This is a genomic window from Streptomyces kanamyceticus (assembly GCF_008704495.1).
Taxonomy (GTDB): Bacteria; Actinomycetota; Actinomycetes; order Streptomycetales; family Streptomycetaceae; genus Streptomyces; species Streptomyces kanamyceticus.
The window spans coordinates 7410728-7436995 of record NZ_CP023699.1; the positions used below are offsets into that span (position 1 = coordinate 7410728).

Genomic DNA, 26268 nt, shown 5'->3' on the forward strand with positions numbered 1-26268 from the left:
GGCCACTGCGCCGTCACACGACGACAGGAGGTTCGTCATGGCCAGGAGTTCCGCAGCAGCCACACACCGGCACAGCGCCGTCGGCCCTGTTTCCTCACTGACCGGCCCGGCGAGCGATGTCCACCCCGTCCTGCGCCGCGCGACCGCCCCGCCCGCCGCCCTCGAACTGCTCGCCCAGGCCCGCGCCGGACTCGACGAGGCCGCCCGCCTGGACACGTCGAACGAGCGCTATGCCACCGCCCACCTCGCCGCCCTGCGCACCGCGGCCGCCGTGCTCGCCGCCCGCGGCAGGCCGGAGACCACCCCACGCCGCAGGCAGCGCATCCGAAGCGCCTGGGAAGTGCTCCCCGAGATAGCCCCCGAACTGACCGAGTGGAGCGCCCTGTTCGCCTCCGGCGCCGCCCGCAGGGCCCGCGCGGAGGCGGGCATCCAGGGCGCGGCCACCGTCCGCGACGCCGACGACCTGCTCCGTGACGTCGCGATGTTCCTGCGCATCGTCGAGCGGATGCTGGTGCTGCAGCCCGTGCTGCCCCAGCCCAGACAGGAGCCGCCACACGTGGGCTGACCGGCGCGGGCGCGGCACGGGACGGTGGCCGGGGCACCGGGCGTCAGGCAATAGGGTGGGGGCAACCGAATCCCACGCGCCGAGGAGTCAACTGCCGTGTCGGACCCGATGCGCCCGCCCGCCTCCCACCACAGCCCGCAAGCGGCGTCGCAGCGCTCCGACCCCCCTCGTCCGCGCGCCTCGCTGCGGACCGCCGTGGTCTGGGACGTCCTGAAGGACGCCCTCGACCGCCGGGTCAAGGTCACGGGCCGGGAGTCGCGCACCGAGCTCGACGTGCTCGACACGGGAGGCGGCAGCGGCAACTTCGCGGTGCCGGTCGCCCTCCTCGGTCACCGCGTCACCGTCGTCGACCCCAGCCCGAACGCGCTGTTCGCCCTGGAGCGCAGGGCCGCCGAGGCCGGTGTCGCCGATCGCGTACGAGGCGTGCAGGGCGATGTCCTCGGCCTCTTCGACGTCGTCGAGCGCGGCGGCTTCGACGCCGTCCTGTGCCACGGCGTCCTGGAGTACGTGGACGACCCGGCCGAGGGCGTCCGCCTCGCCGTCGACGCGCTGCGCCCCTCCGGCGTGCTCAGCCTGCTCGGCGCGGGCCTCGGCGGCGCCGTGCTCGCGCGCGCCCTCGCCGGGCACTTCAAGGAGGCACAGGTCGCGCTCACCGACCCGGCGGGACGCTGGGGCGAGGGCGACCCCGTGCCCCGGCGCTTCACCGCCGACCAGCTCACCGAGCTGGTCGAGGCGGCGGGCGTGCGCGTCGACGCGGTGCACGGCGTGCGGGTCTTCGCCGACCTGGTCCCCGGCGTCCTCGTGGACACCGAGCCGGGCGCCTTGGAGGCCCTCCTCGCGCTGGAGGCGGCGGCCGCCGAACTGCCCGCGTTCCACTCCGTGGCCACCCAGTTGCATGTGCTCGGTGAGGCCAGGGAGTCCACCGAGGCATGAGGTACGCGTGCGGCTGCCCCGCTGATCAGCGACGCAGCCGCACATGGAGTACGCCACAGGCCCCCCGAACGGGCTACCGGCGCCGTATGATCGAGGGACACCGTCCTGCATGACGGTTCGGCCGCTGGGGAATGCACGCTTCAGCGAGCCGGAGCGATGTGCAGGGTCCGGTTTGGCGAAGTTGGCGCAGAGGGGCGGGTTTCACGGGGGCGATTCCCTGCCTATCCTGAAGGGGACCCCCGGTCGCCCCGGCGACTGCACGATGAGGAGGACTCCGTGCCGCTCTCGGAGCACGAGCAGCGCATGCTCGAGCAAATGGAGCGAGCGCTGTACGCCGAAGATCCCAAGTTCGCGACAGCGCTTGAGGGAAGCGGGCTGCGTACGTACACCCGGAAGCGGGTCTACCAAGCGGTCGCGGGCTTCCTGGTGGGCATCGCCCTTCTCATGGCCGGAATGGTCGCCCAGCAGATCTGGATCAGCGTGGTGGGGTTCCTCGTCATGCTGGGCTGCGCGGTGCTGGCCGTCACCGGTTGGCGCAAAGCGCCGAAGCCGGGCGAACAGCCTTCGGGCGCGGCCGCCGCGCAGGGTGGGGCACAGCCCCGTCGGCAGACCAGGCAGCGCCGCTCCGTGATGGACCGGATCGAGCAGCGCTGGCAGCGCCGCCGAGACGAGCAGGGTGGTCAGTGAGTTCGGCGCCGCCGCGCTGACCTGACGGACCCGGCCCGACAGACATGTATGAGGGGTGACCGCCCGCGGGCGGTCACCCCTCATACATGTCTTCGTATCCCGCACGACTGGGCCAGGCAGCCACACCCGGCGGCGCCGGTCCGAACCGGACCGGCGCCGAACAGTGCCTCAGCTCCTCACCGCCTCAGCCCCTCAGCCCTGCTGTTCCGCCTGTGCCCGCCGCGACGGCCCCCGCTTCAGGAGCGTCGCCCACCACGAGCCGAGACGTTCGCCACAGCGCGTGCGGAACGCCGCCCAGCGGTCCGATGCCGCCCACACCACCCGAGCGGCCGAACGCGGCGCGAGCGTCGCCCGCAGCCTGGCGGCCCGGTTCGCCGAGGCCCGCAGCCCGTCGCGGACACGTCGTACGTCCTCGGAGAGGCCTGCCGGGAGCTGCGGCCGTGGAGCGTAGAGCACCTGTTCCACCGCGGCCGCCACCCGGTGCACGGCCTCCGCGGGATCGCCGGACAGCTCTCCGATGCGGACGATCCGCGCCGCCGCCTTCCGGGGCGTCTGTGACTCGTCCGGTTCGATGCCGTGGTCCCAGGCCGTGTCGATCACTTCGAGCCAGGCGGCCAGGGTCCGCGCGGCCGAGTCCGCCTCGGTGCGTCCGGTGGCCCCCAGGCGGACGGCCCGCACCCTGGTCCGCCACAGCAGCGGCAAGAAGGGCACCGTGAGGATCAGCAGGGCCGCGAGCCCCACCCCCACGATCATCGCGAGAGGCGGTCCCTCCCCGCCCGAACCGGCCACGACCTGCGGGGCCGCGCTGGAGCAGCCGCCCTGCTTGCGCTGGTCGGGCGGGCAGCTGTCGGACGCCGAGGGAGCCGTGGACGGCTCGGCGGAGGCGGAGGGCTCGGGGGCGGCCGGGTCGCTCGCGCCGTCGGACGGCGAGTCCGAGCGGGTGTAGTCGGGCACCGAGCCACGGGTCGGCGTCGGCTCGAAGCGGGTCCAGCCCACGCCCTCGAAGTACAGCTCGGGCCAGGCGTGCGCGTCCCGAAGGCCGACCGACATCGTGCCGTCGGCCTGTGCGGACCCCGGCGTGAAGCCCACCGCGACCCGGGCCGGGATCCCCAGCGTCCGCGCCATCGAGGCCATCGCGAACGAGAAGTGGACGCAGAAGCCTTCCTTCTGCTCCAGGAAGCGGCCGATCGCGGCGGGACCGCTGCCCGCCCGCACCTGGGTGTTGTACGTGAACCCGCCGTCCGAGGCGAAGTAGTCCTGGAGCTTGACCGCCTGCTCGTAGGGATTGGCCGCGCCCTTGGTGACCTTGCGGGCCGTGTTCGCGACCACCCCGGGCAGCGAGTCGGGCACCTTGGTGAACTCGCGGGCCAGGTCCGCAGGGGGAGCGGGCGCGTTCGCCAACTGCTCGGCCGTGGGCTCCACGATCAGGCTCTTGACCTTGTACTGCGCGCCGCTGGTGGTCTGGCCCCGGTCCCCTACCAGGGCGCGGCCCACCGGCTCGAACCGCCAGCGGCCGTCGATCTCCACCTGACTGGCGGGGAACGGCATGGGCAGCCAGTTCTGCGCGTAGCTCTCGGCCGCCGAGATGTTCGTCTGGACCTCGGTCCTGCGCACGTCGGGGTTGAGGCCCCGGGGCTCGGGAAGCGGCAAGGGCACGTCCTCGATGCTCCGGACGGTCGTTTTCCACGTCGTCCCGTCGAACTGGTCGAGCGAGACGATCCGCAGGTACATCTCGTCGGTCTGCTCGGCGTTCGTCCGGTAGGAGATGACCTCGCGGTCCTCCGGCTGGTTCAGGCTGTCCTGGAGCGCGACCAGCGGATTGACGGCGGAGATCGTGCCGCCGCCGCCCCGGCCACCGACCCCCGCACCGCCAGGGCCGTCCAGGAGTCCGCCGTCGAGGGCGGGCAGGCCCAGCGGCACCACCAGCGCGACGCCCAGCGCGACGGCGCCGATGCGCCGACCCGTGCGGACCGGCGCGATCGCTCCCGTATTGCTCTCCAGACCGCCGGAGACCCGTCCGGGTGCGCGCGCCGCGCCGCCGAAGACCCGGCCCCACTGGGAGAGCCGGTCGCGGCCCTCGGCCAGGAGCAGCAGCAGATAACCGGCGGACGCGAGCAGGAACCACAGCCATCCGGCGCCGTCTCCGGAGAGGCCCGCCGCGACCGAGTACAGCGCGAGCAGCGGGAGCCCGGCCGGGGCCGCCGTACGGAACGTCACCGCGAGGGCGTCCACCGCGAGGCCGATCACCAGGACGCCGCCGACCAGCATCAGCCGGATGCCGTCGCTGAGCGGCGCCGGGATCGCGTACCGCCCGACGTCGTCGCCGCCCGCCTGTAGGAGCACGCCGAACCTCTGGAACACCTCAGGTCCGGGAAGCACCCCCGCGATGGCCTGCTCGCGGGCGAAGACCAGCGTGAGCAGCAGCAGCGTCACCAGTGCCTGCACGGCCACGGTGACCGGCCTGGCCAGCGGGATCCGCCGGGTCAGCGCGCCCACCCCGCTCTGCAGCGCGAGCAGGATCACCGCTTGCAGGTACCACGTCGCAGGATCGACGAGCGGCAGCAGCGCGCTCGATGCCATCAGCGTGGCCGCGGTGGCACACAGCGCGAGTCGCGTGCGTCCACTCATGACCGTCCCCCCACTGTCGTCGTTCTCTCACGCACCGGGGCGACGCCCGGGTGCGAGCCCGTCATGCCCAGCCCCCGGTGGTCGTGCCCGTCGCCGGGGCCGGGCCCGCGCTGGCGCGCGCGTGGTCCGCCTGGCGCCACAGGTCCCCGAAGCCCGCCCCCGGCTGGACCACCAGGGCGGTCCAGCCCGCCTCGCGCAGCATCCGCACGCGCGCGTCGCCCGCGCCGGACGGCTCGCCGCCCGGTCCCCGCGCCCAGCTCTCGCTGTCCAGGACGAAGGCGACCGCCGAGCCGCTGCGCTGCCGCATCTTGGCGACCACCGTGGCCTGCTCCTCGTCGAGGTCGCCGAGGAAGGCGACAAGAAGGCCCTCGTTCCCGCCGCGCAGCACGTCGTACGCCCGGGAGAGCCCGGTGCTGTCCGAGTGGTCGATCACCGCGAGGGTGTCCATCATCAGTCCGGCCGCGTCCGCCGACTCCTGGCTCGCGCCCGCGAAGCCGTCCGAGCCCTCGCCCGGCACGGAGGTGCCCGTGTCGGTCAACAGGCGCACCGAGAAGCCCCGTTCGAGCATGTGCACCAGGGCTGACGCGGTGCCCGACACCGCCCACTCGAAGGCCGAGTCGGGGCCCGCGCCGCGGAAGCCGACGCCCCGGGTGTCCAGGAGCACCGTGCAGCGGGCCCGCTGCGGCTGCTCCTCGCGGCGCACCATCAGCTCGCCGTAGCGCGCGGTGGAGCGCCAGTGCACCCGGCGCAGATCGTCGCCGTGCCGGTAGCCGCGCGGGATGACGTCGTCCTCACCGGCCAGCGCGAGCGAGCGGTTGCGCCCGTCGCCGTACCCCTTGGCCTCACCCGTCAGGCGCACCGGAGGCAGCGCCTCCACGCGCGGGATGACCGTCAGGGTGTCGTACGTCGAGAAGGAGCGCGTCAGTTCGCACATCCCGAACGGGTCCGTCAGACGCAGCTGCAAGGGGCCGAGCGGATAGCGTCCGCGCAGGTCGGAGCGGACGCGGTAGGAGACCTCGCGGCGGCCGCCCGCCTCGACCCTGTCCAGCACGAAGCGGGGCCTGGGCCCCAGCACGTAGGGCACCCGGTCCTGGAGCATGAGCAGGCCCGTGGGCAGCCGCGAGACGTTGTCCATGCGCAGATGGACGCGCGCCTCCGAACCGGCGGGCACGCGCGCGGGGGAGAGCCTGCGGCTGCCCGCGACGCGGTAGCGGGTGCGGAAGAGCACGAGGGCGCAGACCAGCGGCAGCACGGCGAGCAGCAGCCCGACGCGCAGCAGATCGCTCTGGCCGAGCACATAGGCACAGACGGCGGCGGCGATGCCGGCGGCGAGGAAGGAACGCCCACGGGTGGTCAGGCCCGCGAGGGCCGTGCGCAGTCCGCCCTTCTCGTCTTCGGTGGCGGCCCCCGGCCTCCCCCCGGCCGTCATCACAGCCTCCGGGCGCCGGGCGGCTGCTGACCGAAGTAGCCGTTGCTGGGCTGTGCGGCGGCGGGCACCGGGGTGCGCTGCATGATCTCCAGGACCACCGATTCGGCCGTACGCCGGTTCAACTGGGCCTGCGCGGTGGGCAGCAGGCGGTGGGCGAGGACGGCGACGGCGAGTGCCTGCACGTCGTCGGGGAGCGCGAACTCACGGCCGCTGAGCGCGGCGGAGGCCTTGGCGGCCCGCAGCAGGTGCAGCGTGGCGCGCGGCGAGGCCCCGAGTCTGAGCTCCGGGTGGCTGCGGGTCGCGGCGACCAGGTCCACCGCGTACCTCCGCACGGAGTCGGCGACGTGCACCGTGCGCACCGCGTCGATGAGCTTCACGATGTCGTGGGCGTGCGCCACCGGCTGGAGGTCGTCGAGGGGCGAGACGCCGCCGTGGACGTCCAGCATCTGCAGCTCGGCCTCCGGGCTGGGATAGCCGATCGAGACGCGCGCCATGAAGCGGTCGCGCTGCGCCTCGGGCAGCGGATAGGTCCCCTCCATCTCGACGGGGTTCTGCGTGGCCACCACCATGAACGGACTGGGCAGTTCGTACGTCTGCCCGTCGATGGTGACCTGGCGCTCCTCCATGGACTCCAGGAGCGCGGACTGCGTCTTGGGAGACGCGCGGTTGATCTCGTCGCCGATCACGATCTGCGCGAAGATCGCGCCCGGTTTGAACTCGAAGTCCCTGCGCTGCTGGTCGAAGATCGACACACCGGTGATGTCCGAAGGCAGCAGGTCCGGCGTGAACTGGATGCGCCGGACCGAGCAGTCGATGGACCGCGCGAGCGCCTTGGCCAGCATGGTCTTGCCGACGCCCGGCACGTCTTCGATCAGTAGGTGCCCCTCGGCGAGCAGCACGGTCAGCGAAAGCCGTACGACCTCTGGCTTGCCCTCGATCACACCCTCCACCGACGCGCGCACACGCTCCGCGGTCGTGGTCAGATCAGTGAGGCTCGCTCGATCGTCATAGGTCGTCACCCGGCCCTCCTCGGCCCGTTCTCCGGGCCGTCGCTGCACGCGCACGGCCCGGTCCACCCCGAATTACCCGGCACCTCGCGTGTGGTTCCGCGTGATGCCACCCCCGCATTGTTGTTGGGCATGGCGGGTTGTGTCACTCGCCTGTGGATAACTGGCGCCGATTTGTCGGGTGTTACGACCTTTTGTCAGTCACGCAGGGTCGATCTCCCGCAGCAGACCGGTCGTCACATCGAACACGAAGCCGCGGATGTCGTCGGTGTGCAGGAGGAACGGCGAGGTCCGCACGCGCTGCATCGACTGCCGCACGTCCTGGTCGACGTCGCGGAAGGACTCCACCGCCCACGTCGGCCGCTGGCCGACCTCGGTCTCCAGGTCCTGCCGGAATTCCTCGGTGAGGGACTCCAGGCCGCAGCCGGTGTGGTGGATGAGGACGACGCTGCGGGTGCCGAGGGCGCGCTGGCTGATGGTCAGCGAGCGGATGACGTCGTCGGTGACCACGCCGCCCGCGTTGCGGATCGTGTGGCAGTCGCCCAGCTCGAGGCCGAGCGCGTCGTGCAGGTCGAGGCGGGCGTCCATGCAGGCGACCACGGCGACGTGCAGGACGGGGCGGGCGTCCATGCCGGGGTCGGTGAACCCGGACGCGTACCTCTCGTTGGCCTCGACGAGGCGGTCGGTGACCGAGCCGACGACTATGTCGCCGATCGGCTCTACGGGGGTGCTGCCCGAAGGAGATGCGGAAGTCGACATGGCTATGACGTTAGTGCTCACTGATCGACTGCACCCGCTGTGAGAAGGGACAAAGAACGTCAAAGACTCTTGTTGTGAGGTAACCCACAGAGGTCGCCCGGCTACCGCCGAACGGGTGATCGCAACAGGATTCGCACCCCCGCCCGGACCCGCGCGGCGACGCGCAGGCCGGTTGATTGACCGGGCGACACGGTGGACTAAAGTGACGCGAAGCGGGAGGCGTGACCAGCTCCCTGCTGGACTGAACATCACGGGGATTCCGCGGAATCCCCCCACGTGCGCGGCGCGTACGTACGGCTCGGCCTCCTCCCGCTCCCGGTCGGCTGACGCCACTTCCCCGGCGCCAGCAGTCCATTCCCCTTCACGGAGCGGGCGGGGACCCGGCAGTGCGTGCGAACGCCGCGCCGGACCTGAGAGGGCCAAATGCAAGGGCGCGAAGCGCTTCCGAACAAGGGCGGTGGCGGGCGACGGGAGGGCGACAACAGCCGACACGTCCCGGTGATGCTCCAGCGGTGCCTGGACATGTTGGCCCCCGCCCTCGCCGAGCCCGGAGCGGTCGTCGTCGACTGCACCCTCGGCCTCGGCGGCCACAGCGAGGCCCTCCTCGCCACCTTCCCCTCGGCCCGCCTCATCGCCCTCGACCGCGACAAGGAAGCGCTGCGCCTGTCCGGCGAGCGCCTCGCGCCCTACGGCGACCGGGCCACCCTGGTGCACGCGGTCTACGACGAACTCCCCGACGTACTGGAGCGCCTGGACGTCCCGCGCGTGCAGGGCGTCCTCTTCGACCTCGGTGTCTCCTCCATGCAACTGGACGAGGCGGACCGGGGATTCGCGTACGCCCAGGACGCGCCCCTGGACATGCGCATGGACCAGACGACCGGCATCAGCGCGGCCGACGTCCTCAACACCTACGCCCCGGGCGAACTGGTGCGGATCCTGCGGCAGTACGGCGAGGAGAAGCAGGCCAAGCGCATCGTGAGCGCCGTCGTGCGCGAGCGCGAGAAGGAGCCGTTCAGCAACAGCGCGCGGCTCGTCGAACTCATCCGCGACTCCCTGCCGCAGGCCGCCAAGCGCACCGGCGGCAACCCGTCCAAGCGCACCTTCCAGGCCCTGCGCATCGAGGTCAACGGCGAACTGAGCGTCCTGGAGCAGGCCATTCCGGCGGCCGTGAAGACCCTCGCCGTCGGCGGCAGGATCGCCGTCCTGTCGTACCACTCCCTTGAGGACCGCCTGGTCAAGCAGGTGTTCGCGGCCGGTGCCGCGAACACGGCGCCGCCCGGACTGCCCGTCGTCCCCGAGCGCTACCAGCCGCGACTCAAGCTCCTCACCCGAGGCGCCGAACTTCCCACCGAGGAAGAGGTCGCGGAGAACCGCAGAGCGGCCCCCGCGCGGCTGCGGGGTGCCCAGCGCGTCCGCGAGGACGTCGGCTGAGCCGGACGCCGCGACCAGGCCCCACGAGCAGAGTCCGCCGACCAGAGTCCGCGAGGAGGCTCCATGAGCAAGAAGCCCGAGCTGCGGGGGAGGGCCGCCCGCCTCGCGCGGCTGCTGCCCCAGGGTCCGAGCCAGGCCGCGCGCACCCCCTTCGTGCTTCTTGTCGTCCTGCTCCTGGGCGGCGGACTGATCACCCTCCTCATCCTGAACTCCTCGCTCAACGAAGGCTCGTTCCAGCTGAGCGAGCTCAAGAAGGAGACCAAGGACCTCACCGAGGAGGAACAGGAGCTCCAGCGCGACGTGGACGGCTATGCCGAACCGGACGCCCTGCAGCGCCGCGCCCGCGAGCTCGGCATGGTCCCCGGCGGCGACCCGGCCTTCCTCGACCCGGACGGGACCGTGCGCGGCATCCCCGGCGCCGCCGCCCTGCCCTCCGCGCTGCAGCGCCCCGATCCGCGCCCGCAGGAGGTGGCATCGCCGCCCGCCTCGGTCTCGGTGCCACCCGCCGCTCCCAAGCCCGCCGCGCCCCAGCCGGTCGCGCGCCCCGCCGCTCCACCGCCCACGCCCGAGCAGGCCGCGAAGCCCGGCCCCACGACGACATCCGGCAGGTGACCAAGTGACGGACCGCCAACCCCCGCGGCGCAAGGTGCCGGGGCCCGCGAGGCCCGCGCGTCCCGGTGCCCCCCGGCGCCCGGGGCAGGGCGGCTCCCGCCCCGCCGCGCGCCGCCCCGCGTCCGCCAAGGCCCGCACCATCCGCCTGGGCAGCCCGCGGCCCCGCCTGCGCATGGTCAGCCTCGGCCTGACGCTGGTGATGCTGGCCTTCGTCGTACGGCTGCTCCAGGTGCAGGCGGTCGACGCGAACGCGTACGCGGCCAAGGCCGAGAAGAACCGCTACTTCACGCACACCCTGGCCGCCGAGCGCGGCCGCATCACCGACCGCGGCGGCGTCGAGCTGGCCGCCAGCGTGGACGCGTACGACATCACGGCCGACCCCACGCTGTTCACGCCGAAGGAGATGAAGGTCAAGGACGCGCCCGAACAGGCCGCCGCGCTCCTCGCCCCCATCCTCGGCAAGGACGCCGCCGAGATCACCAAGAAGCTGAAGACCCCCGACACGCGCTACGTGCTGCTCGCCCGCCGCCAGACCCCCCAGGTCTGGAAGCAGATCAAGGACCTGCGCGGCGCGCTCGCCGAGAAGGCGGGCACCGACCCGAGCTCGCCGAACGTGCTGGCGGGCATCCTCGCCGACCCGAGCAGCAAGCGGGTCTACCCCAACCACGACCTGGCCGCCGGGATACTGGGCTGGGTCAACGCCGACGGCAAGGGCGCGGGCGGCCTGGAGCAGCAGCTCAACAAGCAGCTCGCGGGCGAGGACGGCAAGATCAAGTACGCGCAGTCAGGCGGCCGCCAGGTGCCGACCGCGGGCAGCACGGAGACCCCCGCCGTGCCCGGCTCCGACGTCGAGCTCACCATCGACCGCGACATCCAGTGGGCCGCGCAGGACGCCATCACCGAGCAGGTGAAGAAGTCCAAGGCCGACCGCGGCTACGTGATGGTGCAGGACACCAGGACCGGCGAGGTCCTCGCGATGGCGAACGCCCCCGGCTTTGACCCCAACGACCTCTCCCAGGCCAACGGCGCGGCCCTGGGCAACGCGGCCCTCCAGGACGCGTACGAGCCGGGCTCCACCTCCAAGGTCATGTCGATGGCCGCCGTCCTGGAGGAGAACGCGGCCACGCCCGGCACCCACGTCACCGTGCCCAACCGGCTGCACCGCGGCGACCGGCTGTTCCAGGACGACATCGACCACCCCACCTGGCACCTGACGCTCAACGGAGTGCTCGCCAAGTCCAGCAACATCGGCACGATCCTCGCCACCGGTGAGATGGGCAAGACGCAGCGGGAGTCCAACGAGATCCTCTACTCGTACCTGCGCAAGTTCGGCATCGGCAAGGAGACCGGGCTCGACTTCCCCGGCGAGACCCCCGGCATCCTCGCGCCTCCCCAGAAGTGGTCCACTTCGCAGCAGTTCACGATCCCGTTCGGCCAGGGCCTGTCGATCAACGCCATGCAGGCGACCTCGGTCTACCAGACCATCGCCAACGGAGGCGTCCGCATCGAGCCCACGCTCGTCCGCGGCACCAAGGGCCCCGACGGCCGATTCACGCCCGCGCCCAAGCCGAAGAAGACCCGGATCGTGAGCGACAAGACCGCGCGCACGGTCTCCAAGATGCTGGAGTCCGTCGTCGACGACGTGGAGGGCACCGGAAACTCCGCCCGGATCCCCGGCTACCGCGTCGCGGGCAAGACGGGTACGGCCAACCGGGTCGATCCGGAGACGGGCCGCTACAAGGGCTACACCTCGTCGTTCGCCGGTTTCGCACCCGCCGACAAGCCGCGCATCGCCGTCTACTGCGCCATCCAGAACGCCACCAAGGGCAGCTACTTCGGCGGCCAGATCTGCGGTCCCATCTACAAGAAGGTCATGCAGTTCTCCCTGAAGACCCTCCAGGAGCCCCCCACCGGAAAGGGCCCGGCCCGCCTCCCCGTCACCTTCAAACCCGGTGACTGACCAGGAACCGCTCGTGACAACGATCACCCCGGACCCGGGGAACCGCCCCCCGCCACACCGCCCGCCCACCCGTCTCCCACCACCACCCTTGCCCGACCGCGCTACGCGCAGACCCCTCCCTTTTGGCCCTCAAGCGGGTGCGCCCGGTACGCTCACCGCCGTGCCACACGCTGATCAGTCCCAAACCACCCAGAAGGGCGTTCCCGTGACATATCCGGGGCCGCCGCGGCCGGTCCAGGTCTCCCCGACCTCACTGACGGAGCTCGGGAGCCAGCTGGGCGTCGCCGTCGAGGGCGACGCGGAGATCACCGGCATCACGCACGACTCCCGAGCGGTCCGCCCCGGCGACGTCTACGCGGCGCTGCCCGGCGCGCGGATGCACGGCGCCGACTTCGTCGCCCAGGCCGCCGACCTCGGTGCGGGAGCGATCCTCACCGACCCGACCGGCGCCGAGCGCGCCGCCGCGACCGGCCTGCCCGTCCTGGTCGTCGCCGACCCGCGCGGCAGCATGGGCGAGCTCGCGGCGACGGTCTACGGCCACCCCGGCCGCGACCTCCTCCAGATCGGCATCACGGGTACGTCGGGCAAGACCACCACCGCGTACCTCGTCGAGGGCGGGCTCAAGGGCCTGCGCGCGACCGGCCTCATCGGCACGGTCGAGATGCGCATCGGCGACGAGCGCATCAAGTCGGAGCGCACGACCCCCGAAGCCACCGACCTGCAGGCGCTGTTCGCGGTGATGCGCGAGCGCGGCGTCGAAGCGGTCGCCATGGAGGTCTCCAGCCACGCCCTGGTGCTCGGCCGTGTGGACGGCTGCGTCTTCGACGTCGCCGTCTTCAACAACCTGAGCCCGGAGCACATGGAGTTCCACTCCGACATGGATGACTACTTCCAGGCCAAGGCGCAGCTGTTCACCCAGCGGCGCTCCCGGGTCGGTGTGGTCAATTTCGACGACGAGTACGGCCGCAGGCTCATCACCGAGTCCGAGGTCCCCGTCACCACGTTCTCCGCGGAGGGCCACCCGGACGCCGACTGGCGCGCCGAGGACGTCGAGGTCGGGCCGCTCGACTCGACGTTCGTCGCGGTCGGCCCCAAGGGCGAGCGGATCACCGCCAAGTCCCCGCTCGCGGGCCCCTTCAACGTCGCCAACACGCTCGCCGCGATCGTCTCGCTCGCCGTCGCGGGCATCGACCCGCAGCAGGCCGCCGACGGCGTCGCCGCGGTGCCCGGCGTACCGGGCCGCCTGGAGCGCATCGACGCGGGCCAGCCCTACCTGGCGGTCGTCGACTACGCCCACAAGACGGACGCTGTCGAATCGGTCCTGCGCGCGCTGCGCAAGGTCACCGAGGGCAAGCTGCACATCGTGCTCGGCTGCGGCGGCGACCGGGACAAGACCAAGCGGATGCCGATGGGCGCGGCCGCGGCCCGCCTCTCCGACACCGCCGTACTGACCTCCGACAACCCCCGCGGCGAGGATCCCCTCGCGATCCTCGCCACGATGCTCGCGGGCGCCGCCGACGTGCCGGCCCACGAGCGCGCCGAGGTCGCCGTCTTCGAGGACCGTGCCGCGGCCATCCGCGCGGCCGTCGCCCACGCGGGACCGGGCGACACCGTCCTGGTCGCGGGCAAGGGCCACGAGCAGGGACAGGACATCGCCGGGGTGGTGCGTCCCTTCGACGACCGCCAGGTGCTTCGCGAAGCTATCCAGCAAACCCAGGGATGAAGTTGTGATCGCCCTCTCCCTCGCCGAGATCGCCACCGTCGTCGGCGGGCAGACGTACGACATACCGGATCCGGCCGTTTCGGTCACCGGATCCGTGGTCCGGGACTCCCGTGAGGTGGTGCCCGGCAGCCTCTTCGTCGCCTTCGTCGGCGAGCGCGTGGACGGCCACGACTACGCCGCGGACGTCGTCGCGGCCGGTGCCGTGGCCGTCCTGGCGTCGCGGCCCGTCGGGGTGCCCGCCATCGTCGTCGACGATGTGCAGGCGGCGCTCGGCGCCCTGGCCCGCCACGTCGTGGAGCGGCTCGGCGCGACCCTGGTGGCGCTCACCGGGTCCGTCGGCAAGACCAGCTCCAAGGACCTGCTCGCGCAGGTTCTGCGGCGCCACGCGCCCACGGTCTGGACGCCGGGCTCGTTCAACAACGAGATCGGCCTGCCGCTGACCGCGCTCAGCGCCACCGACGAGACGCGGTTCCTCGTCCTGGAGATGGGTGCGCGCGGAATCGGCCACATCCGGTACCTCACGGGCCTCACGCCGCCGAAGATCGGCCTCGTCCTGAACGTCGGCACCGCCCACATCGGCGAGTTCGGCGGCCGCGAGCAGATCGCGGAAGCGAAGGGCGAGCTGGTCGAGTCGCTGCCCGCGGACGGCGCCGCGGTCCTCAACGCCGACGACCCGCTGGTGCGCGCGATGGCGTCGCGTACGAAGGCGCGCGTGCTGCTCTTCGGAGAGGCCGCCGACGCCGACGTACGAGCGGAGAATGTCCGGCTCACGGAGAATGGACAGCCCGCTTTCACGCTGCACACACCCTCCGGGTGCAGCGACGTGACCTTGCGGCTGTACGGTGAGCACCACGTGTCGAACGCGCTTGCCGCGGCCGCCGTCGCCCATGAGCTGGGCATGTCCGTGGACGAGATCGCCCTCGCGCTCTCCGAGGCGGGCACGCTGTCCCGCTGGCGGATGGAGGTCACCGAGCGCCCGGACGGCGTGACTATCGTCAACGACGCCTACAACGCGAACCCCGAGTCCATGCGAGCCGCCCTGCGCGCGCTCGTGGCCATGGGCAAGGGACGTCGTACGTGGGCGGTGCTCGGTCACATGGCCGAACTCGGGGACGAGGGGCTCGTCGAGCACGACGCGGTCGGACGCCTTGCCGTCCGGCTCAACGTGAGCAAGCTCGTGGCAGTCGGGGGCAGGGAAGCGTCCTGGCTCCAACTGGGCGCATACAACGAGGGTTCGTGGGGTGAGGAGTCGGTGCACGTGTCCGACGCACAGGCGGCGATCGACCTGTTGCGCAGCGAGCTGCGCGCAGGAGACGTCGTGCTGGTGAAGGCGTCCAGATCGGTGGGCCTCGAGAAGGTCGCCGCGGCGCTGTTGGAGAACCACACCGAGGGTGAGGTCTCCGGCCGATGAGGCAGATCCTCTTCGCGGGTGTGATCGGGCTCTTCCTGACCCTGGCCGGGACCCCGCTCCTGATCAAGTTCCTGGCCCGCAAGGGCTACGGCCAGTTCATCCGGGACGACGGCCCGCGCGAGCACCACAGCAAGCGCGGCACGCCGACCATGGGTGGCATCGCCTTCATCCTCGCCACGCTCATCGCGTACTTCCTCACGAAGGTCATCACCGGCACGGAGACCACGCTCTCCGGCCTCCTGGTGCTCTTCCTGATGGCGGGCATGGGCCTCGTCGGCTTCCTCGACGACTACATCAAGATCGTCAAGCAGCGCTCGCTCGGTCTGCGCGCCAAGGCGAAGATGGCGGGCCAGCTGATCGTCGGCATCGGCTTCGCCGTGCTCGCGCTGAACTGGCCGGACAACCGCAACCAGACCCCGGCCTCCACCAAGCTGTCGTTCGTCACGGACTTCGGCTGGTCGATCGGCCCGGTCCTGTTCGTGGTCTGGGCGCTGTTCATGATCCTCGCGATGTCGAACGGCGTGAACCTCACCGACGGCCTCGACGGTCTCGCCACCGGCGCCTCCGTGATGGTCTTCGGCGCCTACACCTTCATCGGTGTCTGGCAGTACCAGGAGTCCTGCGCCAACGCGAACACGCTGACGAACCCGCAGGCCTGCTTCGAGGTCAGAGACCCGCTCGACCTGGCGGTCGTGGCCTCCGCACTCATGGGCGCCTGCTTCGGCTTCCTGTGGTGGAACACCTCGCCCGCCAAGATCTTCATGGGCGACACCGGATCCCTCGCCCTGGGCGGCGCGCTCGCGGGTCTCGCGATCTGCTCCCGCACCGAGCTGCTCCTCGCGCTGCTCGGCGGCCTCTTCGTCCTGATCACCATGTCGGTGGTCATCCAGGTCGGCTCGTTCCGCCTCACCGGCAAACGCGTCTTCCGGATGGCGCCACTCCAGCACCACTTCGAACTAAAGGGGTGGTCCGAAGTCCTTGTCGTGGTCCGCTTCTGGATCATCCAGGGCATGTGCGTGATCGTCGGTCTGGGTCTCTTCTACGCGGGATGGGCAGCCGAAAAGTGACCCCTGTGTCCGAGTGGCAGAGCAAGAACGTCACCGTCGCCGGTCTCGGCGTGAGCGGCATCAGCGCCGCCCGCGCCCTGGCCGGCCTCGGCGCGTCGGTGACGGTCGTGGACGGCGGCTCCTCGGAGGCGCACCGGGAACGCGCCGCTTCTCTTGAGGGCGACGGCATTTCCGTACGCCTGGGGGACGCGGAAACGCTTCCCGACGGCACCGACCTGGTGGTCACGTCGCCGGGCTGGAAGCCGTCGTCGCCGCTCTTCGCGGCGGCCGCGGCGGCGGGCGTGGACGTCGTCGGCGACGTAGAGATCGCCTGGCGCCTGCGCGGCCCCGACGCGGCCCCCTGGCTCGCCATCACGGGCACCAACGGCAAGACCACGACGACGCGGATGCTCGCCTCGATCCTCGAAGCCGCGGGCCTGCGGACGGCCGCCGTCGGCAACATCGGTACGCCGATCGTCGACGTCGTCCTCTCCGAAGAGCCCTACGACGTCCTGGCCGTCGAGCTCTCCTCGTACCAGCTGCACTGGGCGCCCTCGCTGCGCGCCCACTCCGCGGCCGTCCTGAACCTGGCGCCCGACCACCTCGACTGGCACGGCTCCATGGAGGCGTACGCCGCCGACAAGGGACGCGTCTACGAGGGCAATCGGATCGCCTGCGTCTACAACGTGGCCGACAAGGTCACCGAGGACCTGGTCCGCGAGGCCGACGTCGAAGAGGGCTGCCGCGCCGTCGGTTTCACGCTGAACGCGCCCGCGCCCTCGCAACTGGGGGTCGTGGACGGCATCCTGGTCGACCGTGCCTTCGTGCCGGACCGCCAGAAGCAGGCGCAGGAGCTCGCCGAGATCTCCGACGTCCAGCCGCCCGCGCCGCACAACATCGCCAACGCGCTGGCCGCCGCGGCCCTCGCACGCGCTTTCGGCGTACAGGCGACGGCCGTACGCGACGGGCTGCGCGCCTTCCGTCCCGACGCGCACCGCATCGAACACGTCGCCGACGTGGCCGAGGTCGCGTACGTCGACGACTCCAAGGCGACCAACACCCACGCGGCGGAAGCCTCGTTGGCGTCCTACGAGTCGATCGTCTGGATCGCGGGCGGACTCGCCAAGGGCGCCACCTTCGACGAGCTCGTCACCAAGTCGGCCAAGCGGCTGCGCGGCGCCGTCCTGATCGGTGCCGACCGCGAGCTGATCAGGGAAGCCCTCGCGCGACACGCGCCCGAGGTCCCGGTCGTCGACCTCGACCGCACCGACACTGGTGCGATGTCCGAGGCGGTACGCCGGGCGGCAGAGCTGGCCCGGCCGGGGGACACCGTCCTGATGGCCCCGGCCTGCGCCTCGATGGACATGTTCACCAACTACAACAAGCGTGGTGAAGCGTTCGCGGACGCCGTCCGCGAACTCGGCTCCACGAGCGCCTGACCGGGCTTTCTGCCCGGCGGGCGCCGGGCACACCCTTGGGAGGGGAACGTGGCCAGGTCTTCCGTGCGGGTCGCCAAACGACCGGCTCCGGTACGCGCCAGAGGTGCCTCCCACCCTCCGGGCGACCGGGGGCCCCGGCGGCTCTACGACCGGGCCCGCAAGGCCTGGGACCGGCCGCTGACGGCGTACTACCTCATCCTGGGCAGCAGCCTGCTGATCACCGTGCTCGGCCTGGTGATGGTCTACTCGGCCTCGATGATCCAGGCGCTGCAGCTGGACCTGCCGGCGTCGTACTTCTTCCGCAAGCAGTTCGTCGCCGCCGTGCTCGGCGCGATCCTGCTGCTCGCCGCGATGCGGATGCCCATCAAGCTGCACCGGGCGCTCGCCTATCCGATGCTCGCGGTCACCGTCTTCCTGATGGTCCTCGTGCAGATCCCGGGGATAGGGCGCAGCGTCAACGGCAACCAGAACTGGATCTATCTGGGCGGGCCCTTCCAGCTCCAGCCCAGTGAGTTCGGCAAGCTCGCCCTCGTCCTGTGGGGCGCCGACCTGCTCGCGCGTAAACACGACAAGCGTCTGTTGACCCAGTGGAAACACATGCTGGTGCCGCTCGTCCCGGTCGCCTTCATGCTGCTCGGGCTCATCATGCTCGGCGGCGACATGGGTACGGCGATCATCCTCACCGCGATCCTCTTCGGCCTGCTCTGGCTGGCGGGCGCCCCCACCCGGCTGTTCGCGGGTGTGCTCGGCGTCGCGGGTCTGCTCGGTGTGATCCTCATCAAGACGAGCCCCAACCGCATGGCCAGGCTCGCCTGCATCGGCGCCACGGAGCCGGGCCCCGGTGACCAGTGCTGGCAGGCCGTACACGGCATCTATGCCCTGGCCTCCGGCGGATTCTTCGGTTCCGGACTCGGCGCGAGTGTGGAAAAATGGGGTCAACTGCCTGAACCGCACACCGACTTCATCTTCGCCATCACCGGCGAGGAACTCGGCCTGGCGGGGACACTGTCGGTGCTCGCCCTGTTCGCGGCTCTAGGCTATGCGGGTATCCGCGTGGCCGGACGCACGGAGGACCCCTTCGTGAGGTATGCCGCGGGAGGCGTGACCACCTGGATCACGGCCCAGGCCGTGATCAACGTCGGTGCGGTGCTCGGTCTGCTGCCGATCGCCGGTGTCCCGCTCCCGCTGTTCTCCTACGGGGGTTCGGCCCTGCTGCCGACCATGTTCGCCGTCGGGCTCCTCATCGCTTTCGCGCGATCGGACCCCGCGGCGAAGGCGGCCCTCGCCATGCGGCAACCTCGGGTGAGATGGAACACGATGAGACGGCGCGTCAAGGCGCGTTCGTCCGGAGAGCGGTGAATTTCGGTGCATGTCGTACTCGCCGGTGGGGGGACCGCCGGCCACATCGAGCCCGCGCTCGCCCTCGCGGACGCCCTGCGGAGGCAGGACCCGACCGTGGGCATCACGGCCCTGGGCACGGAGCGTGGACTCGAGACCCGGCTCGTATCCGAGCGGGGCTACGAACTCGCGCTGATCCCGGCCGTACCCCTGCCGCGGAAGCCCACCCCTGAGCTGATCACCGTCCCGGGACGGCTGCGCGGCACCATCAAGGCGGCCGAGCAGATCCTGGAGCGCACCAAGGCGGACTGCGTGGTCGGCTTCGGCGGCTACGTCGCGCTGCCCGGCTACCTCGCGGCCAAGCGGACCGGGACGCCGATCGTCGTGCACGAGGCCAACGCGCGCCCCGGCCTGGCCAACAAGATCGGTTCGCGGTACGCCTCCGGGGTGGCCGTCGCCACCCCCGACAGCAAGCTGCGCAACTCCCGCTACATCGGCATCCCGTTGCGGCACACCATCGCCACGCTCGACCGGGCCAGGGTCCGCCCGGAGGCGCGCGCCGCCTTCGGCCTCGACCCCAACCTGCCGACCCTGCTCGTCTCCGGCGGTTCGCAGGGCGCGCGGCGGCTCAACGAGGTCGTCCAGCAGGCCGCCCCCGTGCTGCAGCGCGCGGGCATCCAGATCCTGCACGCGGTCGGCCCCAAGAACGAATTGCCGCACGTGCAGCAGATGCCGGGGATGCCCCCGTACATCCCGGTACCGTACGTGGACCGGATGGACCTCGCGTACGCCGCTGCCGACATGATGCTCTGCCGCGCGGGCGCGATGACCGTGGCCGAACTCTCCGCCGTCGGGCTCCCCGCCGCCTACGTCCCGCTGCCGATCGGCAACGGCGAACAGCGGCTCAACGCCCAGCCGGTGGTCAAGGCGGGCGGCGGACTGCTGGTCGACGACGCGGAACTGACGCCCGAATGGGTCCAGGGCAACGTCCTGCCCGTGCTCGCCGATCCGCATCGGCTGTACGAGATGTCCCGCGCCGCCTCGGAGTTCGGCCGCAGGGACGCCGACGAGCTGCTCGTCGGCATGGTGTACGAGGCGATTGCGTCACGCCGTAACGCGTGAGAAGGCAGGGGACCGTGGCCGGACCGACCACCGCCGAACGGCAGCAGAAGAAGTCCGGCCCGCCCCGCCCGCAGCGCGTCCGGCGGCTGCGCCTGCCGCGCTCGCGCACTCTGATCGTCGTACTGGTGCTCGCCGTGCTCCTCACCGCGGGCGGCGTGTGGGTGCTCTACGGCTCCCAGTGGCTGCGTCTTGAGCGCGTGACCATCTCGGGGACCCGGGTGCTGACCCCCGAAGAGGTCCGCGAGGCGGCGGACGCCCCCGTCGGGGCCCCACTGATTTCGGTCGATGCGGACGCCCTTGAGGAGCGGCTGCGCTCGAAATTGCCCCGAATTGACTCGGTTGACGTCGTGCGGTCCTGGCCGCACGGAATCGGTCTCAAAGTGACGGAACGTAAGCCGGTTCTCCTCATCGAAAAGGGCGGAAAGTTCGTCGAAGTGGACGCCAAGGGAGTGCGATTCGACACGGTCGAGCGCGCGCCGAAGGGCGTACCGCATCTCGAATTGACGCCGGATCAGGAGAACGGGGCGGCCAGTCTGCGCAGGTTCGGCCCGGACCGGCTGCTGCGCGAGGCCGTGCGGGTAGCCGGTGACCTGCCCGAAGCGGTGGCCAGGGACACTCGGAACGTCAAGGTCCGTTCGTACGACTCCATCTCGCTGGAGTTGAGCGGCGGGCGCGGCGTCGCGTGGGGCAGCGGCGAGAAGGGGCGTACGAAAGCGTCCGCTCTCCTCGCACTGATGAAAACGACACCCAAGGCACGGCACTTCGATGTGAGCGTCCCCACCGCCCCTGCATCATCGGGGAGTTGACGTGCATCACCGCAGGCCAGCACCCTGGTTCGGCACCGCTACGGCTGATCACATAGGGTGAAAAGAAAAACGGGAGGTTCGGCGTGTTCGTTGAACGTGCGCCACTTGTCGACTTAGTGTCCTGTTCGGAAGAGTCCAGGGAACAGACACACTGGTAACCCTAAACTTCAGCGTTAGGGTTCGGGTCGGCGTTCGGACCGTCCCATTCGGCATCAGTCGTCGTGTCGCGCCAGAGCGAAACGGCGACACGTAACTCGAGGCGAGAGGCCTTCGACGTGGCAGCACCGCAGAACTACCTCGCAGTCATCAAAGTCATCGGTGTCGGCGGCGGTGGTGTCAATGCCATCAACCGGATGATCGAGGTCGGTCTCAAGGGCGTCGAGTTCATCGCCATCAACACCGACGCGCAAGCCCTGTTGATGAGCGACGCCGACGTCAAGCTCGACGTCGGCCGTGAACTCACCCGCGGCCTCGGCGCCGGCGCCAACCCGGCCGTCGGCCGCAAGGCCGCAGAGGACCACCGCGAGGAGATCGAGGAGGTCCTCAAGGGGGCCGACATGGTCTTCGTCACCGCCGGCGAAGGCGGCGGCACCGGCACCGGCGGCGCACCCGTCGTCGCCAACATCGCGCGCTCGCTCGGCGCCCTCACCATCGGTGTGGTCACCCGGCCGTTCACCTTCGAGGGCCGGCGCCGCGCCAACCAGGCCGAGGACGGCATCGCGGAGCTGCGCGAAGAGGTCGACACCCTCATCGTCATCCCCAACGACCGGCTCCTGTCCATCTCGGACCGCCAGGTATCCGTCCTCGACGCCTTCAAGTCGGCGGACCAGGTCCTGCTCTCCGGTGTTCAGGGCATCACCGACCTCATCACCACGCCCGGCCTGATCAACCTCGACTTCGCCGACGTCAAGTCGGTCATGTCCGAGGCCGGTTCGGCGCTCATGGGCATCGGCTCGGCCCGCGGCGACGACCGCGCGGTGGCCGCCGCGGAGATGGCGATCTCCTCGCCGCTCCTGGAGGCGTCCATCGACGGAGCGCGCGGCGTGCTGCTCTCCATCTCCGGCGGCTCCGACCTCGGCCTGTTCGAGATCAACGAGGCGGCCCAGCTGGTCAGCGAGGCAGCGCACCCCGAGGCCAACATCATCTTCGGTGCCGTCATCGACGACGCCCTGGGCGACGAGGTCAGGGTCACCGTCATCGCGGCGGGCTTCGACGGCGGACAGCCACCGTCCAAGCGGGACACCGTGCTTGGCTCGGCGTCCGCCAAGCGCGAGGAGCCGGCACCGGCCTCCCGGCCCGCCGAATCCTCCCGCCCGGCCTTCGGCGGCCTCGGCAGCGTCACGCCGCGCGAGGAGCCCGCGACCCCGGAGCCCGCCGAGGCGGCCCCGGTGAACGAGGCCCCGTCCGCGCCCGCGACGCCGCCGCAGGTCCCGCCGGCCCGTCCCTACCAGGACAGCCAGGCCGAAGAGCTGGACGTGCCGGACTTCTTGAAGTGATAGGCGAGCACAGCACCGAGAGCGGCGCGCACTTCGCCTTCACCGACAGGTGGGGCGGAGTGAGCGCCGTTCCGTACGAGGAGCTCAATCTCGGCGGGGCGGTGGGCGACGACGCCGAGGCCGTCCGCACCAACCGCGCTCTTGCCGCCAAGTCGCTGGGCATCGACCCGGCCAGGGTGGTCTGGATGAACCAGGTGCACGGCCGCGACGTCGCCGTGGTCGACGGGCCCTGGGGTTCCGACGCCGAAATCCCCGCCGTCGACGCGGTGGTGACCGCCCGCAGGGGGCTCGCCCTCGCGGTCCTCACCGCCGACTGCACGCCCGTCCTGCTCGCCGATCCGGTCGCCAAGGTCGCGGCCGCGGCGCACGCGGGGCGCCCGGGCATGGTGGCGGGTGTCGTACCCGCCGCCGTCAAGGCCATGGTGGAACTCGGCGCGGACCCGGCCCGCATCGTCGCCCGGACGGGGCCCGCGGTCTGCGGGTGTTGTTATGAAGTGCCGGAGGCGATGCGCGCCGACGTGGCCGCCGTCGAGCCCGCGGCGTACGCCGAGACGAGCTGGGGTACGCCCGCGGTCGACGTGACGGCGGGCGTGCACGCACAGCTCGAACGGCTCGGCGTGCGCGACCGGGAGCGGTCGCCGGTGTGCACGCTGGAATCCGGTGACCACTTCTCGTACCGCCGCGACCGCACCACCGGTCGTCTCGCGGGCTATGTCTGGCTGGACTGATAAGGCATGACGGACCGAAAGTCTGAACTCGCGGCGAATCTGGCGGCGGTCGAGGAGCGCATCGCCGCGGCGTGCGCGACGGCCGGGCGCAAGCGGGAAGAAGTGACCCTGATCGTGGTCACGAAGACCTATCCCGCGAGCGATGTGCGGATCCTGTCGGAACTCGGTGTGCGGCACGTCGCGGAGAACCGCGACCAGGACGCGGCACCGAAGGCGGCTCAGTGCGCCGATCTCCCCCTTACTTGGCACTTCGTCGGTCAACTGCAGACCAACAAGGTCCGTTCCGTGGTCGGTTATGCCGATGTGGTGCAGTCCGTGGACCGTCCCAAGCTCGTCACAGCTTTGTCGAAGGACGCGGTCCGCGCGGGGCGCGAGCTCGGCTGCCTGATCCAGGTCGCGCTCGACGCGGAGGAGAACGGCCGGGGCGAGCGCGGGGGCGTAGGACCCGGCGGAATCGAAGAGTTGGCCGATCTCGTGGCCGGGGCGCCGGGGCTGCGGATCGACGGTCTGATGACCGTCGCGCCGCTCACCGGACCGTACGCGGGACGGCAACAGGCGGCGTTCGAGCGGTTGATGGAATTCGCAACCCTCATGCGCGCGGCTCATCCTGCTGCGAACATGGTGTCGGCAGGGATGAGTGCGGACCTCGAACAGGCCGTTGCGGCCGGGGCGACACATGTGCGCGTCGGTACGGCGGTACTCGGAGTCCGACCCGGGCTCGGGTAACGTCGCCAAGAAGTCGGACCACAGCAGAAAATATGGTCATTCTCGCTGTTGGGCGGGGATACCACGTGGATCGCGGGCAGTTGGTGACGACAGCCGATCCACCACAGAGCGGAGGACTCAGAGCATGGCCGGCGCGATGCGCAAGATGGCGGTCTACCTCGGCCTCGTGGAGGACGATGGGTACGACGGTCCGGGGTTCGACCCCGATGACGAGTTCGAACCCGAGCCGGAACCCGAGCGGGACCGCAGGCGGCACGAACCGCCGCATCAGTCGCACCAGTCCCATCAGTCACAACGGGACGAATCGGTACGAGTGGTGCAGCCCCCCGCCCAGCGCGAACCGGCCGCCCATTCCGCATCGCTGGCCGCGGAATCGGGACGTCCGGCACGAATCGCCCCCGTGGCATCTATCACACCTGAACGCCAGAGCCTGGAGAAGAACGCACCGGTGATCATGCCCAAGGTCGTGTCCGAGCGGGAGCCCTACCGCATCACCACATTGCACCCGCGGACCTACAACGAGGCCCGTACCATCGGGGAACACTTCCGTGAGGGCACTCCGGTGATCATGAATCTGACGGAGATGGACGACACGGACGCGAAGCGACTTGTCGACTTTGCCGCCGGTCTGGTCTTCGGTCTGCATGGCAGCATTGAGCGAGTGACGCAGAAGGTGTTCCTGTTGTCGCCTGCTAACGTCGATGTAACGGCGGAGGACAAGGCTCGCATCGCAGAGGGCGGGTTCTTCAACCAGAGCTGAGACGCGAGTGACGCAGTAGCAGTACCGGATCGAGCAGCACAGGAACATGGGGAGAGGGAAGCGCGGAGATGGGCGTTGTTGGACAGGTGCTCTACATCGCGTTGATGTGTTTCCTCATCGTGCTGATCTTCCGGTTGGTCATGGACTACGTCTTCCAGTTCGCCCGCTCATGGCAACCCGGCAAGGCGATGGTGGTCGTTCTGGAGGCCACCTACACTGTCACTGATCCACCACTCAAGCTTCTGCGGCGGTTCATTCCGCCGCTGCGTCTCGGGGGCGTGGCGCTCGACCTGTCCTTCTTCGTATTGATGATCATCGTCTACATCCTGATCACCATTGTGAGGTCGGTGTTGGTGTGAACGATACGGTCTTGCCGAATGCCGACGACTACGTTGAGGTGAAGAGATGCCGTTGACCCCCGAGGACGTGCGGAACAAGCAGTTCACGACCGTCCGCCTCCGAGAAGGCTATGACGAGGACGAGGTCGATGCCTTCCTCGATGAGGTCGAAGCCGAACTGACCCGCCTGCTCCGCGAGAACGAGGACCTGCGCGCCAAGCTCGCCGCGGCCACCCGTGCCGCCGCGCAGAACCAGCAGCAGGGCGGAATGCGCAAGGGCCCCGACGGGCCCCAGGACCAGCGCGGTCCCGGCGCCCCCGTGCCTGCCGCAATATCGGGCCCGCAGCCGGTCCCGCCGCAGCAGCAGCAGATGGGCGGCCCGATGGGCGGCCCGCCGCAGCTGCCGGGCGGTGCGCCGCAGCTGCCCGCAGGCCCCAGTGGACACGGCCCGCAGGGCGGTCCGCAGGGTCCGGGACCGATGGGCCAGGGGCCGATGGGTCAGGGCCCGATGGGCCAGCAGGGTTCGATGGGTGGCCCGATGGGCGGTCCCATGGGCGGCCACGGTCCGCAGATGCCGCAGCCTGGTCAGGGCCCCGGTGGCGACAGCGCCGCCCGTGTCCTCTCCCTCGCGCAGCAGACCGCCGACCAGGCGATCGCGGAGGCCCGTTCCGAGGCCAACAAGATCGTCGGCGAGGCCCGTTCGCGCGCCGAGGGCCTCGAGCGTGACGCCCGTGCCAAGGCCGACGCCCTGGAGCGGGACGCGCAGGAGAAGCACCGCGTCGCGATGGGCTCCCTGGAGTCCGCCCGCGCCACGCTGGAGCGCAAGGTCGAGGACCTGCGCGGCTTCGAGCGCGAGTACCGCACACGTCTGAAGTCCTACCTGGAGTCGCAGCTGCGTCAGCTGGAGACCCAGGCCGACGACTCGCTGGCCCCGCCGCGCACGCCGGCCACCGCCTCGCTGCCGCCGTCCCCGGCGCCGTCGATGGCTCCGGCCGGTGCGGGTGCCCCGTCCTACGGCGGCAACCAGTCGATGGGCGGCAACAACCAGCCCCCCGGCGGTCCGTCCTACGGCGGCCAGCAGCAGATGTCCCCGGCGATGACCCAGCCGATGGCACCGGTGCGGCCCCAGGGCCCGGCTCCGATGCAGCAGGCTCCGTCGCCGATGCGTGGCTTCCTCATCGACGAGGACGACAACTGACGGGCGATACCACGCCTTAGGCGTCGGCAGCGTTCAGGGCCGGGCCCCCAGATCTTCTGGGGGCCCGGCCCTTTTGTGTCGCCTTTGCGGCTGTGTTGTCTTTACGTCCTGTGCAGAAACGTTCAT

Annotated in this window: 23 protein-coding genes; 19 read left to right on the plus strand and 4 right to left on the minus strand. The window is 70.9% G+C overall.

What is annotated here, in order from left to right:
* The first annotated feature begins 37 nt into the window (after positions 1-37).
* From CP970_RS32070 to CP970_RS32080, 3 genes are all read left to right on the plus strand, one after another.
* Complete coding sequence (locus CP970_RS32070; protein WP_055548875.1) at positions 38-565, plus strand: SAV_6107 family HEPN domain-containing protein; 528 nt, start codon at positions 38-40, stop codon at positions 563-565.
* 96 nt (positions 566-661) lie between these two features.
* A complete protein-coding gene (locus CP970_RS32075) occupies positions 662-1498 on the plus strand; it encodes a methyltransferase (RefSeq protein ID WP_055548873.1) in 837 nt (278 codons plus the stop codon).
* A 276-nt stretch (positions 1499-1774) separates the two neighbouring features.
* Positions 1775-2185 carry a DUF3040 domain-containing protein gene (locus tag CP970_RS32080; RefSeq protein WP_055548871.1) on the plus strand — a complete coding sequence of 137 codons (411 nt, stop codon included), beginning with the start codon at positions 1775-1777 and terminating at the stop codon, positions 2183-2185.
* A gap of 192 nt (positions 2186-2377) precedes the next feature.
* Here CP970_RS32080 and CP970_RS32085 read toward each other — a convergent pair whose 3' ends face one another.
* The 4 genes from CP970_RS32085 to CP970_RS32100 form a co-directional block, all read right to left on the minus strand.
* Entirely contained in the window at positions 2378-4813 is a 2436-nt protein-coding gene (locus tag CP970_RS32085) for a transglutaminase TgpA family protein (RefSeq protein ID WP_055548869.1), read from the minus strand.
* A 61-nt stretch (positions 4814-4874) separates the two neighbouring features.
* Positions 4875-6242, minus strand: coding sequence for a DUF58 domain-containing protein (locus CP970_RS32090; RefSeq protein WP_055548867.1), 1368 nt, complete (start codon positions 6240-6242; stop codon positions 4875-4877).
* A complete protein-coding gene (locus CP970_RS32095) occupies positions 6242-7261 on the minus strand; it encodes an AAA family ATPase (protein WP_055548890.1) in 1020 nt (339 codons plus the stop codon). The genes CP970_RS32090 and CP970_RS32095 overlap by 1 nt, the downstream gene beginning before the upstream one ends.
* 189 nt (positions 7262-7450) lie before the next feature.
* The gene (locus tag CP970_RS32100) at positions 7451-8071 is read right to left on the minus strand and encodes a beta-class carbonic anhydrase (RefSeq protein ID WP_398656130.1); all 621 of its coding nucleotides are present in this window, start codon (positions 8069-8071) and stop codon (positions 7451-7453) included.
* A gap of 360 nt (positions 8072-8431) precedes the next feature.
* Here CP970_RS32100 and rsmH point away from each other — a divergent pair, with 360 nt between their 5' ends.
* The 16 genes from rsmH to CP970_RS32180 all read left to right on the plus strand — a co-directional run bounded on the left by rsmH (position 8432) and on the right by CP970_RS32180 (position 26142).
* A complete protein-coding gene (gene rsmH, locus CP970_RS32105) occupies positions 8432-9439 on the plus strand; it encodes a 16S rRNA (cytosine(1402)-N(4))-methyltransferase RsmH (protein WP_079043611.1) in 1008 nt (335 codons plus the stop codon).
* Positions 9440-9502: 63 nt separating this feature from the next.
* Complete coding sequence (locus tag CP970_RS32110; protein WP_055548861.1) at positions 9503-10051, plus strand: septum formation initiator family protein; 549 nt, start codon at positions 9503-9505, stop codon at positions 10049-10051.
* Between the two features lie 4 nt (positions 10052-10055).
* The gene (locus CP970_RS32115) at positions 10056-12011 is read left to right on the plus strand and encodes a peptidoglycan D,D-transpeptidase FtsI family protein (protein ID WP_055548859.1); all 1956 of its coding nucleotides are present in this window, start codon (positions 10056-10058) and stop codon (positions 12009-12011) included.
* A gap of 13 nt (positions 12012-12024) precedes the next feature.
* Positions 12025-13734: a UDP-N-acetylmuramoyl-L-alanyl-D-glutamate--2,6-diaminopimelate ligase gene (locus tag CP970_RS32120; RefSeq protein ID WP_398656133.1), complete on the plus strand. Its 1710-nt coding sequence runs from the start codon at positions 12025-12027 to the stop codon at positions 13732-13734.
* Positions 13735-13738: 4 nt separating this feature from the next.
* Entirely contained in the window at positions 13739-15145 is a 1407-nt protein-coding gene (locus CP970_RS32125; protein ID WP_055548046.1) for a UDP-N-acetylmuramoyl-tripeptide--D-alanyl-D-alanine ligase, read from the plus strand.
* Positions 15142-16212 (plus strand): phospho-N-acetylmuramoyl-pentapeptide-transferase, encoded by a 1071-nt coding sequence (gene mraY, locus CP970_RS32130; RefSeq protein ID WP_055548042.1) that lies wholly within the window; start codon positions 15142-15144, stop codon positions 16210-16212. The genes CP970_RS32125 and mraY overlap by 4 nt, the downstream gene beginning before the upstream one ends.
* Before the next feature lie 5 nt (positions 16213-16217).
* The gene (gene murD, locus CP970_RS32135; RefSeq protein WP_398656136.1) at positions 16218-17630 is read left to right on the plus strand and encodes a UDP-N-acetylmuramoyl-L-alanine--D-glutamate ligase; all 1413 of its coding nucleotides are present in this window, start codon (positions 16218-16220) and stop codon (positions 17628-17630) included.
* A gap of 48 nt (positions 17631-17678) precedes the next feature.
* Positions 17679-18989 carry a putative lipid II flippase FtsW gene (gene ftsW / locus CP970_RS32140; RefSeq protein ID WP_055548037.1) on the plus strand — a complete coding sequence of 437 codons (1311 nt, stop codon included), beginning with the start codon at positions 17679-17681 and terminating at the stop codon, positions 18987-18989.
* Between the two features lie 6 nt (positions 18990-18995).
* Positions 18996-20090 carry an undecaprenyldiphospho-muramoylpentapeptide beta-N-acetylglucosaminyltransferase gene (gene murG, locus CP970_RS32145; RefSeq protein ID WP_055548035.1) on the plus strand — a complete coding sequence of 365 codons (1095 nt, stop codon included), beginning with the start codon at positions 18996-18998 and terminating at the stop codon, positions 20088-20090.
* Between the two features lie 14 nt (positions 20091-20104).
* Positions 20105-20896, plus strand: coding sequence for a cell division protein FtsQ/DivIB (locus tag CP970_RS32150; RefSeq protein WP_055548034.1), 792 nt, complete (start codon positions 20105-20107; stop codon positions 20894-20896).
* Between the two features lie 275 nt (positions 20897-21171).
* Positions 21172-22392 carry a cell division protein FtsZ gene (gene ftsZ, locus CP970_RS32155; protein WP_055548032.1) on the plus strand — a complete coding sequence of 407 codons (1221 nt, stop codon included), beginning with the start codon at positions 21172-21174 and terminating at the stop codon, positions 22390-22392.
* Positions 22389-23120 (plus strand): peptidoglycan editing factor PgeF, encoded by a 732-nt coding sequence (pgeF, locus tag CP970_RS32160; protein WP_055548030.1) that lies wholly within the window; start codon positions 22389-22391, stop codon positions 23118-23120. The genes ftsZ and pgeF overlap by 4 nt, the downstream gene beginning before the upstream one ends.
* Positions 23121-23126: 6 nt before the next feature.
* Complete coding sequence (locus tag CP970_RS32165; RefSeq protein ID WP_055548028.1) at positions 23127-23846, plus strand: YggS family pyridoxal phosphate-dependent enzyme; 720 nt, start codon at positions 23127-23129, stop codon at positions 23844-23846.
* A gap of 124 nt (positions 23847-23970) precedes the next feature.
* A complete protein-coding gene (locus CP970_RS32170; protein WP_055548026.1) occupies positions 23971-24606 on the plus strand; it encodes a cell division protein SepF in 636 nt (211 codons plus the stop codon).
* Between the two features lie 68 nt (positions 24607-24674).
* The gene (locus CP970_RS32175; protein ID WP_055548024.1) at positions 24675-24965 is read left to right on the plus strand and encodes a YggT family protein; all 291 of its coding nucleotides are present in this window, start codon (positions 24675-24677) and stop codon (positions 24963-24965) included.
* A 46-nt stretch (positions 24966-25011) separates the two neighbouring features.
* Complete coding sequence (locus CP970_RS32180) at positions 25012-26142, plus strand: DivIVA domain-containing protein (protein ID WP_055548022.1); 1131 nt, start codon at positions 25012-25014, stop codon at positions 26140-26142.
* Positions 26143-26268: the final 126 nt, after the last annotated feature.